The sequence below is a fragment of the Lonepinella sp. MS14434 genome (genome assembly GCF_042468235.1).
Classification (GTDB): Bacteria; Pseudomonadota; Gammaproteobacteria; order Enterobacterales; family Pasteurellaceae; genus Lonepinella.
In genome coordinates, this window is record NZ_CP170386.1 from 1,422,532 (window position 1) to 1,433,961 (window position 11,430).

Below are 11,430 nucleotides of genomic sequence, written 5' to 3' on the forward strand. Positions count from 1 at the left end.
AATAAGTATATAATTTTACTCCAAATGACAGTTGTGTAAATAGCTATATAACGTTATTTATTCTTTCAGCTAAATCGGTTAAACTGACATATCTAAATTTTCACAGCCTGAACCCAATGAAATACCGATTGTTTTTACTATTACTTATCGCTTTGATGCTATTAGGTATCCTTATTGCATTATCTATGGGGCGAATGCACATTCCTCTCGAAAATGTAATGAATACCTTACTTGGCAATAACCCCAATGAAGTGGAAAATAACGTAATCTTAATTCTAAGATTACCTCGAATTTTAACCGCACTTTTAGTCGGTGCAGGGCTTGCTATTGCGGGCGTAACCTATCAAGGTGTGTTTAAAAATCCGTTGGTATCGCCTGATATTTTAGGTGTATCGGGGGGAGCTTGTATCGGTGCATCTGTTGCTATTTTATTAGGCTTGGGATCGTTTTCCATTCAAATTTTGGCTTTTATCGGTGGTGTCGTTGCAGTGTCGCTCACCATGCTTGTTCCACTGTTAATGCGGCGAGATAGCATGATTATTTTAGTGTTAGCAGGGATTATTGTCGGTGGTTTTATGGGGGCAAGCCTTGGGTTAATCAAATATTTAGCCGACCCCGAAACCCAGTTGGCGGATATTGTCTATTGGTCAATGGGGAGCTTAACCAAATCCAATTTCAAAAATCTCACCGCCTTTTCGCCAGTGATGATCATCACTGCCTTGGTGTTATTATTGCTCCGTTGGCGAATTAATTTGCTTTCATTGGGCGAACAACAAGCCAAACTGATTGGCGTAAATATCAAAATGGAACGCAATGTAATGATTTTATGTTCCACCTTGCTCACCGCATCCGCCGTGTGTTTAAGTGGCACAATCGGTTGGATTGGCTTAGTCATTCCCCATTTGGCACGGCTGTTAATTGGTGATGATAATATTAAGACCCTGCCATTAGCCGCCTTAATTGGGGCAATCTTTCTGTTATTGATCGATACCTTGGCGAGAAACCTTTATACAGAAGAAATTCCACTGGGGATTTTAACGGGCTTTATTGGTGCACCGTTTTTCGCATGGGTGCTAGTGAAACAGCGAATGGTGAAATAAGTGCGGTGCAAAAATGTTAAAAATTAAAAACTTATCCTTTCATCATGCCAAACAAGCGAGCTTGTTACAACATATCAATTTGCATGTAAAGCAAGGGGAATTGCTCACTATTCTGGGGGCGAACGGCACAGGAAAATCTACTTTATTGAACTGTATTGCCGGACTGTTGCAACCAAAGTGCGGTGAAATTTTATTGAATAATCAGAATCTTGCGGAATTAAGTCACAAGGAAATTGCCAAACATATTGCTTATGTCTCGCAACAACCACCAGAAACCTATCAATATGCTGTACGTGATTATGTGGTGCTAGGGCGAGCGGTGCATTTAAGTTTATTTGATCAACCGAGCGAACAAGATTTTGCTCTGGTGGATGACGCCTTAGCAAAATTAGGGATTTCGCATTTAAGCGACAAAATTTATATGCAACTTAGTGGCGGACAAAAACAGTTGGTGAATATTGCCAAAATTCTGGTACAGCAACCGCAACTCATTTTATTTGATGAACCCACTTCGGCGTTAGATTACGGCAATGTGTTTAAAACTTTAACCCTAATTAAAGAACTGGCGGAGCAAGGGTTTGCCATTATTATGACCACCCACAACCCCGATCACCCGATGTTATTACAAAGCAAATTGCCCGACAGCTTAGTCGCCATTTTAACCGACCAAGGCAAACTCCAAGTGGGGAAAACCCTTGATATTATTACGGAAAAAAATCTCACTGCACTTTACCAAACGGATTTGCGAATGGTGGATGTGGCGGAACTCAATCGAAAAATTTGTGCAATTAAATCAATCTAAAAGGAATAAACATGAAATTAAAAAAATGGCTACTTGCCACCGCACTTTCCCTTAGCTTAACGGCTAACCTTGCTTTGGCGAAAACCATTACGGACGTCAAAGGGAAAAGCGTAGAAATCCCCGATCAAGTGGAGCGTGTGGTGGATTTATGGCATGCCAACAATCAAGTGGTATTGTTGCTTGGCGGAGCGGATAAATTAGTTGGCACGACGAACATTATTAAATCCAATCCATGGTTTAATTTGGTCTATCCAAATATTAAAAACGTGCCAGCCATTAACAGCCAAAACAGCACGCAACTAGAAGAACTTATCGTGGCAAAACCCGATGTAGTGTTGGTATCCAATAAACCTGCTCAAGAAGAAGTGGAAAAAGCAGGCTTGAAAGCCTTGTTAATTGGTTTTCAGAATTTTGATGGTTTAAAAAACACCGTACGCATTACGGCTGACGTGCTTGGTGACAAGGCACCAGCCATTGCGGAAGATTACATCAAAGAATTAGAGGCGAATATTGCGTTGGTGAATGAGCGTTTAAAAGATGTACCACAGGAAAAACGTCCTACGGTGATCCATATTTCCAATGGCTCAAATTTATATAAAATTGACGGTGGTCGTTCGATTATTGGCGAATGGGTAAAGCTCGGTGGCGGTCGTAATGCCTTTGAAGATCAAGCTAATTTGGTCGAAGTGAGTGTAGAAGATGTGCTAAAAGCCAATCCTGATGTAGTGATTGTGGGCAGTCAGAATGCAGATAAAGCGGTAGAGCAAATTAAACAAGATCCGTTGTGGGTGAGTGTGAGTGCGGTGAAAAATAACCGAGTTTTCGTTAATCCAACAGGAACTTTTCCGTGGGATCGTTATAGTGCCGAAGAAGCCTTGCAAATTTTATGGGTAGCGAAGTTGTTACACCCAACTTTATTTGAAGATATTGATATGGTGGCAAGAACCCAGCAGTTTTATCAAAAATATTATGCTTATGAGCTCAGCAAGGAAAATGCGGAGCAGATTTTAAAGGGACAGGATCCTGTAAAATAATCAGCTAAAAGTGGTTTGAGCGGATTTAAAGTCTAGCTATTCAACTAAGGGTTAAGTTTGGTGTTATAGGAAATTTAATCCTTAATTTTACTGGAGATATATTAGTTATTTCCCCAATAAAAAATTTTGCAAAATTTCTGCGGTAAATTCTTTGCGTAAATAAAATCCTAATGGCAAGGTATCAATCATTTCGCCATTTTTACCAATGCCTTTGGTGATTGCTCGACTATTTGCACCTTTGGGGCGGAGTTGTAATACATCACCTAATGTCCCATTAATTTGTGCGACTTTACCGAGTACAATGTAATCCATTAATTCTTCCCAATCTCGATGTAATTGCTGCTCTTGCCGTGAGTTTGGTTGCCACAAAATTGGGCTACCAATATAACGCTCTGCCAGTGGAATTTGACGTTCGCCTTGCACGGGAATCCATAACACTTTGCTCAGTTTATGTTTAACGTGTGAATGTTGCCAATCTACACCTGAATTTTGTACTAACGGAGCAAGGCTAACAAAGGTGGTTTCTAGTGGATAACCGTTTGAATTAATCGGAATGGTTTTTAACTCAATACCTAAATGCACGAAATCTTGTTCAGGTTTACTGCCCGCTTTTGCCCCTAAAGCCGTTTCGATTAATTGACCAACCCAACCTTTATCTCGTTTTAAATCAGGGGGAACAATAATGCCTAGTTCTTCCGCCAATTCGGCAAAGGTTAAGCCAGCAATAGCATTGGCTCGTTGCAAAAGCTCTTGTTCAGTTTGTGGACTGTTGATATTTCTCATCTTAAAGTGCGGTGTATTTTTTCAATAATTTTTGTTTAACATATTCGACACCCTTATTGACATAAGGGATCTGTTCTAAATCTAATAAATAGCGTTTGGTGGGTAAGCCGCCACCAAACCCCGTTAATTGGCGATCTTTGCCTAGCACACGATGACAAGGAATAATAATGCTGATCGGATTGCGTCCCACTGCACCACCTACCGCTCGTACTGCTTTAGGGTTATTTATCTGTTGAGCTAATTCACCATAGCTTAAATCTTTGCCATAGGGAATCTGACGTAATGCTTGCCAAATTTGTTGTTGAAATAACGTCCCTTTGGGAGCTAAAGGAATCTCTGCAAAGGTTTCTGGTTGACCTTGAAAATAACGTTCAAGTGCGGTGCAAATTTGTTGAAAAATGGCTAAATCAGGTTGATAGTGCCAGTTAGGATTGGGGGCAATTTGTTCAAGCTCAAAGTCTAAATGGGTGAGCCGATCATTTTCTGCTAAGATTAATAGTCTGCCAATGGGGGAAGCGTAATAGCAATAGTCGATCATGGTTATTCAATAAAAAAGGGCGTAAAAGTTACGCCCGATTATATGCTAATTTGTGATCAATTAGAAACGATAGTTTAAGTTTAAGCCGTAAAGGTTGGCAGTGGCTTTTACTTTCACATCAGTCACGATTTTACCAGCAGAAGTGATAAGTTCTTCTTTAAAGCTATTGTTTGAACCACGTAAGTGAGCAAAACCAACATCAACAGAAAGATCCGGGGTAAAACGATAGGTTGCTCCTAGGCTGTACCATACACGGTTAGTATCTGGAATTGAGATAGAATGATGTTCATTTGCCGCGGTTTCATCATAGGCAATACCCGCACGTACGGTTAATGCATCAGTTGCATGATAAGTAGCACCGATGGCTAAACGTGAACTATCACGATATTTTTCGGTTTTTTGGAATAATTCTTTACCTGAAGAACCTACCGCACGTAATTCTTTAAATTTAGACCATTCGGTATATTTCCAGCTATAGTGGAAAGCAAATTTATCGGTCACTTGATGGAAACCAGAGAATTCCCAGTAGGCTGGTAATGGTAAGGTTAATGAACCGGGTTGATTGCCTTGAGAATATGTACCAATGGCGGCACCAGCATCGCTGTAATCACCGTCAAAATCAATATCTACTTTAGCATGGTAAGCTAAACCGAAACGACTACGTTCAGTGATTTGCCACATTAAACCAGCGTTCCATCCAAATCCCCATTTATCCCCTTCGATTTTACGCAGAGTAGCTGTTGATGGGTTAGCTGCTGCATTTCGTGCAGCTGTTAATGCTGCTTGAGCTCCAACAGCATTTCCAGCTGCTGCATATTGTCGAGCGGTGGCGGCATAAACACCAGCACTTGCCACGCCTAAACGACGTTCCACTGTAGCATCGGCATAAACCGCATTAAAACCTAAGCCAAAAGCAAGGTTATCTAAAATTTTATAAGAACCACTTAAATTAAAATTTAAGGCGGTTAAGTCTGTTTTACCTGCAATAAAACCAGCCGAATAATTATCATCATATTCTGTGGCTAAACCATAGTTAACGTTTAATCCACCACCCACAGCAAATTTATCATTGAGCGGAGCAACAAAATAGATATTTGGTACTGCTGCACTTTTCGCTATATTTTTAGCATCTGCATTCGTATCTAACCCCGTTCCATATAATGTTGTACCGTAAATATCAATATTCGGATCCACATAAATTGCACCTAGTGAAATTTCAGGACGTTTAAATAAACTCATTAATGCAGGGTTAGTTGCTACCACGCCAGCATTATCCGCAATAGCGGCTTCACCCGCATAAGCACGACCTAAACCAGAAGTTGAAATTTCAGCTAATTGAAATGCAGCAGCATTAGCTGCACCAGTTGCTACTAACAAAGCAGAAGATAATAAAGTTTTTGTAAAAAGATTTTTCATTGATTTTCCTAGAAAATTATTAACACAAGAGAAAAAAACAGTCGAATTCTAATGAACGCTAATAGATAGTTCAATCTTTTTTACCAATAAACCATCTGTTCAGACCAGTAGTAAAAAATCATATTACATCCTAAAATATTAGTGATAAACTCTGCTAAAACGATTTAACAAAGGAAAAAATATGTCGAGTAATTTAATTCAACGCATTGAACAAACTAGCCGTTGCGGTTCAAAATCTAAAGCCAATAGTTTTTTAGACGGATCTGAAAGTGCCACGCAAATTTCACAAAATTTTCCGACTCAACAAGATGCAGAACAGGCTTTACAATATTTCATACAAAAAGCCAAACAAGTCGAAAGTGAGCCTTGTGAAATTCACAGTGATATCCAACCAATAGAAAATAATGTTGTACTACATCTAAAAATTGTCTTTTGTTGTGAAGTAGAAGCCATCTTATTTCAGATGAAAATTTGATGTTGTTATAATTTTTTACCGTTTTTCATGCGAATTTGATCTAAAAATTTTTTCAAAAAATATTGTAAATATTCAAATTATCGTGTTAAATCTGCATTAATTATAGGGTTTTTATTTCTAGGTTTTATTATGTGTCAGTTATTAGGGATGAATTGCAATACACCAACAGATATTGTGTTTTCATTTGAGGGTTTTCGCCGTCGTGCAGGTTTAACAGATAGTCATTCGGATGGCTTTGGAATCGCTTTTTTTGAGGGCAAGGGAGTACGTATTTTTCGGGATAATCGTCCTGCCGCATTATCTCCGATTGGTGACTGCGTTAAACAATATAACATTAAATCATTAAACGTCATTGCACATATTCGTAAAGCAACGCAAGGTAGCGTGGATATTGAAAATACCCACCCCTTTATTCGTGAAATTTGGGGTGAAAATTGGGTATTTGCGCATAATGGTAATTTGCATAATTTACCGGATATGACTGGGCGTTTTTGCCAACCGATTGGTTCAACAGATTCCGAAGCCGCATTTTGTTATATGGCAGAATTCTTAAAAAAACGTTTTTCCCGTAAACCAGCAGAACAAGAAATCTTTGCTGCCGTGCAAGAAGTGACGGATTTTTTATCCCAACATGGTACTTTTAATTTTATTCTATCGAATGGTGAATGGATGATCGGGCATTGTGCTACAAATCTCCATTATCTTACTCGCCAAGCCCCTTTTGGCAAAGCTCAGCGTATTGACGATGAAGGTGTAATTGATTTTAATGATTATGCCAAAGACGGTGATAAAGTAACTATTATTGCCACTTTTCCATTAACCAAAGATGAAAAATGGACCAAAATGCTCAGTGGCGGTTTTGTGTTTTTTAAAAATGGTGAAAAAGTTAAAGAAATTATTGGTATTGAAAAAGCTATTGTTGATGATGGTACTTTGGGAGATCATGTAATGAATGACTGCTTATAACCTCGTACAGCTACGCCATAGCATGAGTAACCCTACACAAAAGTGTAGGGTTAATTGTATGGTTAAAAAATAAGCTGCTCTTATTGACTTTCTTGTGATTTTATCTTTTGCTTTAGCCCATCATTCTATCTCATTGAATATTAACAATAAAATATCATGTCTCAATTAAGTGATGAGAGTTCTTCTCTTTTATTATTAAATCAGTCACAATTTTATCCACAGTGAGATGGAATAAACCTCTTGGTTGAGTTTAATTTCATCAACTATGTAAAACTATACAGGGGCAATTTGTGCATTGTTTTGTGGATAAGTGCGGTGTAATTTTTTTATTATTTTTTATGTTTAAACTTTAAACAAAAATCAAAAAATACCTTGTTTAATAAAATATTGTTGATATTTTAAAAGGGTTATTTTGCATTATACAATCGTTTTTCCCGATTTATACACAGAGTTATACACAATAGTAATAATAAGGCATCATAAAGATAAAAATCCATATAGTGTTGGCTAAAATCCCAGATTGTGCCATAATTCCACACTATATTTCAGATCAAAATAATTAAGGGTAAACGATAGTGATCGATTCCGATGGCTACCGTCCGAATGTTGGCATTGTCATTTGTAATCAAAATGGACAAGTGCTGTGGGCAAAAAGGTACGGACAAAATTCGTGGCAATTTCCGCAAGGGGGGATCAATGATAATGAAACTCCCGAACAAGCCATGTATCGTGAATTGTATGAAGAAGTGGGGTTAAGCAAGAAAGATGTGCGTATCGTTTGTTCTTCAAAACATTGGTTACGTTATAAATTGCCGAAACGCTTATTACGTCATGATAGCAAACCGATATGCATAGGACAAAAGCAAAAGTGGTTTTTATTGCAATTAATGATTGATGAAAATACGATTGATATGAATTGTAGTAAGACCCCTGAATTTGATGGTTGGCGTTGGGTCAGTTTTTGGTATCCCGTGCGTCAGGTGGTGTCTTTTAAACGTGAAGTCTATCGTAAAGCAATGAAAGAGTTTGCTTCAGCATTATTTGATTCACACAAGCCAGATATGTTACAAAAAATACCTCAGTTAAAAGTCGAACAGGCTCTGTCAACAGATAAGCCAAAAGACGTGCCGAATAGATCCCCTTATTATCATAGATCTCAACAAAAATCCAAGAAAAAACGGAGATATTAAGATGCTTGAGTTTTTATTAATTTGCCTTATCGTGGGCTGTGTAGTCGGTTTTTTAGCCGGCTTATTTGGTATCGGTGGCGGTTTAGTGATTGTGCCGGTGTTAGTGTATTTATTGCCTATGATGGGTATTCCCGATCATATGCTGATGTCGGTGGCATTAGGCACATCATTTACCACGATTATTATTACGGGAGCATCTTCCGCCTATAATCATTATAAATCAGGTAATATTATTTGGTCATCCTTAAAAGTTTTTGCGCCGTCTATTATGGTAGCAACCTATTTAGCCAGTTTTTTTGTCAGCCAGCTACCCAAAGCCTATTCCAGTAAAATTTTTGCTTGTTTGGTGGTGTATTTAGCGATCAAAATGATCTTATCAGCCAAATCTAAAATGCAAAATAAACCGCTAACGACGCAATCCGCCATTATTGGTGGGGGATTGATTGGTATTGCTTCAAGTTTTGCTGGTATTGGTGGTGGCGGTTTTATTGTGCCATTTTTAAATGCTCGTGGTTATGAAATGAAACAAGCCATTGGTTCATCTTCGTTTTGTGGTATGTTACTGGCTATTTCAGGTTCATTAAGTTATATTTCAAGTGGTTGGAACCTAGACAGTATGCCAGAATGGTCGTTAGGTTATGTTTATCTACCAGCGGTATTAGGCATTACCTTAACATCTATGTTTACCACCAAGTTAGGGGTAATGGTGACGAACCGTTTACCTGTTGTTACGTTAAAACGTTGTTTTGCGGTATTTTTGATTTTTGTTGCATTAAAAATGCTCATTAGCTAATTTAAAAAGGAATTTATGCACGATTTTATTCATTTACCTTATATTGATCCCATTGCCTTTTCGCTCGGTCCTATCAGTTTACATTGGTATGGGATTATGTATTTATTGGGGTTTGGTTTTGCTTATTGGCTCGGTATGAAACGAGTAAAGCATTCGCAAGGCGATTGGAATACAGATCAATTTGATCAACTGTTGTATAGCTGTTTTGCAGGCGTGATCTTAGGTGGTCGAGTTGGAGATGTTTTTTTCTATAGTTTTGATAAATTCCTACAGGATCCGTTATATTTATTTCGGATCTGGGAAGGCGGAATGTCTTTTCACGGTGGATTAATCGGTGTGATTGTGGCAATGATTTGGGTATCATTCTGTCAAAAACGCAGTTTCTGGCAAACCTCTGATTTAATTGCACCTCTTGTACCATTTGGTTTGGGCTTGGGTCGTTTAGGTAATTTTATCAATAACGAACTCTGGGGACGACCAGTAGAAAATCTGGATACAGTACCTTGGGCAATGTTCCCTTATGGTTATCAAGGCGATATTCCCTTGCACCCCTCTCAATTATATGAAGCTATTTTAGAGGGCGTGGTGTTATTTGCTATTTTAAATTTATTTATTCGTAAACCTCGTCCAACAGGATCAGTTTCTGGTTTATTTTTAATTGGTTATGGTTGTTTTCGCTTCTTGGTGGAATATGTGCGAGAAATCGATCATCACGTTAACTCCACAACAGATTTGATTACCCGTGGTCAATTACTTTCTTTACCTATGATTATTGGTGGAATTGCTATTATGGTTTGGGCATATCGCCGTTCTCATTCGGTGAAAAGTGCGGTTAAAAAATAAGGAATTTTGTATGCAACAATATTTAAATTTATGCCAACGCATTATTAATGAAGGAACTTGGATTGAGAACGAGCGAACAGGAAAACGTTGTTTAACCGTAATCAATGCCGATCTGGAATATGATGTAGCGAATAATCAATTTCCGATTATTACCACCCGAAAAAGTTATTGGAAAGCTGCCATTGCAGAATTTTTAGGTTATATCCGCGGTTATGATAATGCCGCCGATTTTCGCAAACTGGGAGCAAAAACTTGGGACGCTAATGCCAATGAAAATCAAGCATGGTTAAATAATCCGAACCGTAAAGGTACAGACGATATGGGACGGGTTTACGGTGTACAAGGAAGACGTTGGCAAAAGCCGAACGGCGAAACCGTCGATCAGTTGCGTAAAATCGTCAATCATTTGAGCAAAGGTATTGATGATCGTGGTGAGATATTAACGTTCCTCAATCCTGGTGAAATTGATCTCGGTTGTTTACGCCCTTGTATGTACAATCATACCTTTTCTTTATTGGGCGACACGCTTTATTTAACCAGTTATCAGCGTTCTTGTGATGTGCCATTAGGCTTAAATTTTAATCAAATTCAAGTATTTACTTTCTTGGCGTTAATGGCACAGATTACGGGCAAAAAAGCGGGTCGTGCCTATCACAAAATTGTGAATGCCCATATTTATGAAGATCAGCTAGCGTTGATGCGTGATGTGCAGTTAAAACGTGAACCGTTTCCATCGCCGAAATTAGAGATTAATCCTGATATTAAAAGTCTTGAAGATTTGGAAACTTGGGTGACGATGGATGATTTTAATGTGGTGGGGTATGAGTGTCATGAGCCGATTAAGTATCCGTTTAGTGTTTAACATTCCTAGCACTGACGTACTAGGTTAAGTATGATATCGCTACTCCGTAGCGAGATGATAGATAAGATGCGGAGCATCGTTAATTGCGTAACCCTGTACGAGAGTGCAGGGTGAAAAATATTATGACCCAAACTGAACTCGACCAACACTTCATCACCCACGCCCTAACACTTGCTCAAAAAGCTCAAGAGGCAGGTGAAATTCCCATTGGTGCCGTTTTAGTAGATGAAAATAACCACATCATCGGTGAGGGCTGGAATCAATCCATTACCAACAACGATCCCACCGCTCATGCCGAAATAATCGCATTGCGTCAGGGGGCGGAAACTATCCAAAATTATCGTTTATTAAATACAACTCTCTATGTTACCTTAGAGCCTTGTACCATGTGTGCAGGAGCTATTTTACATAGTCGCATTAAACGCCTCGTTTTTGGAGCTTATGATTACAAAACGGGAGCAGTAGGATCACGTTTTCATTTCTTTGATGATTATAAAATGAACCATGTTTTAGAAATTACAGGGGGGATTTTAGCGGAAAAGTGCGGTGAAAAATTGAGTGATTTTTTTAGACAACGACGTGAGCAGAAGAAACAGCAAAAATTAACCCAATCAATACGTTAATCTGC

At 38.6% G+C, this 11,430-nt stretch carries 13 protein-coding genes; 10 read left to right on the forward strand and 3 right to left on the reverse strand.

Annotated features, from left to right (window positions below):
* Positions 1-116 precede the first annotated feature (116 nt).
* From O1Q79_RS06870 to O1Q79_RS06880, 3 genes are read left to right on the forward strand one after another with little or no spacing between them, the layout of a single operon-like run.
* Positions 117-1,100 (forward strand): FecCD family ABC transporter permease, encoded by a 984-nt coding sequence (locus O1Q79_RS06870; protein WP_386691218.1) that lies wholly within the window; start codon positions 117-119, stop codon positions 1,098-1,100.
* A gap of 13 nt (positions 1,101-1,113) precedes the next feature.
* Positions 1,114-1,902 carry an ABC transporter ATP-binding protein gene (locus O1Q79_RS06875; protein WP_386691221.1) on the forward strand — a complete coding sequence of 263 codons (789 nt, stop codon included), beginning with the start codon at positions 1,114-1,116 and terminating at the stop codon, positions 1,900-1,902.
* An 11-nt stretch (positions 1,903-1,913) separates the two neighbouring features.
* A complete protein-coding gene (locus O1Q79_RS06880; protein ID WP_386691224.1) occupies positions 1,914-2,936 on the forward strand; it encodes an ABC transporter substrate-binding protein in 1,023 nt (340 codons plus the stop codon).
* A 105-nt stretch (positions 2,937-3,041) separates the two neighbouring features.
* On the opposite strand, the gene mutH is transcribed toward O1Q79_RS06880, so the two are convergent.
* From mutH to O1Q79_RS06895, 3 genes are read right to left on the reverse strand one after another with little or no spacing between them, the layout of a single operon-like run.
* Complete coding sequence (mutH, locus tag O1Q79_RS06885) at positions 3,042-3,719, reverse strand: DNA mismatch repair endonuclease MutH (RefSeq protein WP_386691227.1); 678 nt, start codon at positions 3,717-3,719, stop codon at positions 3,042-3,044.
* A gap of 1 nt (position 3,720) precedes the next feature.
* On the reverse strand, positions 3,721-4,263 hold the full coding sequence (locus O1Q79_RS06890; RefSeq protein ID WP_386693367.1) for a methylated-DNA--[protein]-cysteine S-methyltransferase: 543 nt from the start codon (positions 4,261-4,263) through the stop codon (positions 3,721-3,723).
* 54 nt (positions 4,264-4,317) lie between these two features.
* Complete coding sequence (locus O1Q79_RS06895; protein WP_386691230.1) at positions 4,318-5,673, reverse strand: outer membrane protein transport protein; 1,356 nt, start codon at positions 5,671-5,673, stop codon at positions 4,318-4,320.
* Between the two features lie 181 nt (positions 5,674-5,854).
* Between O1Q79_RS06895 and O1Q79_RS06900 the strand changes: the two genes are divergently transcribed.
* From O1Q79_RS06900 to tadA, 7 genes are all read left to right on the forward strand, one after another.
* Positions 5,855-6,148 (forward strand): YfcZ/YiiS family protein, encoded by a 294-nt coding sequence (locus tag O1Q79_RS06900; protein WP_386691233.1) that lies wholly within the window; start codon positions 5,855-5,857, stop codon positions 6,146-6,148.
* A gap of 129 nt (positions 6,149-6,277) precedes the next feature.
* Positions 6,278-7,114 (forward strand): class II glutamine amidotransferase, encoded by an 837-nt coding sequence (locus O1Q79_RS06905; protein ID WP_386691235.1) that lies wholly within the window; start codon positions 6,278-6,280, stop codon positions 7,112-7,114.
* Positions 7,115-7,689: 575 nt separating this feature from the next.
* On the forward strand, positions 7,690-8,304 hold the full coding sequence (gene rppH, locus O1Q79_RS06910) for an RNA pyrophosphohydrolase (RefSeq protein ID WP_386691238.1): 615 nt from the start codon (positions 7,690-7,692) through the stop codon (positions 8,302-8,304).
* 1 nt (position 8,305) lies between these two features.
* Positions 8,306-9,097, forward strand: coding sequence for a sulfite exporter TauE/SafE family protein (locus tag O1Q79_RS06915; protein WP_386691241.1), 792 nt, complete (start codon positions 8,306-8,308; stop codon positions 9,095-9,097).
* Between the two features lie 15 nt (positions 9,098-9,112).
* Positions 9,113-9,940 carry a prolipoprotein diacylglyceryl transferase gene (gene lgt / locus O1Q79_RS06920; protein ID WP_386691244.1) on the forward strand — a complete coding sequence of 276 codons (828 nt, stop codon included), beginning with the start codon at positions 9,113-9,115 and terminating at the stop codon, positions 9,938-9,940.
* A gap of 10 nt (positions 9,941-9,950) precedes the next feature.
* Complete coding sequence (locus O1Q79_RS06925) at positions 9,951-10,802, forward strand: thymidylate synthase (RefSeq protein ID WP_386691247.1); 852 nt, start codon at positions 9,951-9,953, stop codon at positions 10,800-10,802.
* A 122-nt stretch (positions 10,803-10,924) separates the two neighbouring features.
* A complete protein-coding gene (gene tadA, locus O1Q79_RS06930; protein WP_386687387.1) occupies positions 10,925-11,425 on the forward strand; it encodes a tRNA adenosine(34) deaminase TadA in 501 nt (166 codons plus the stop codon).
* The last annotated feature ends 5 nt before the right edge of the window (positions 11,426-11,430 follow it).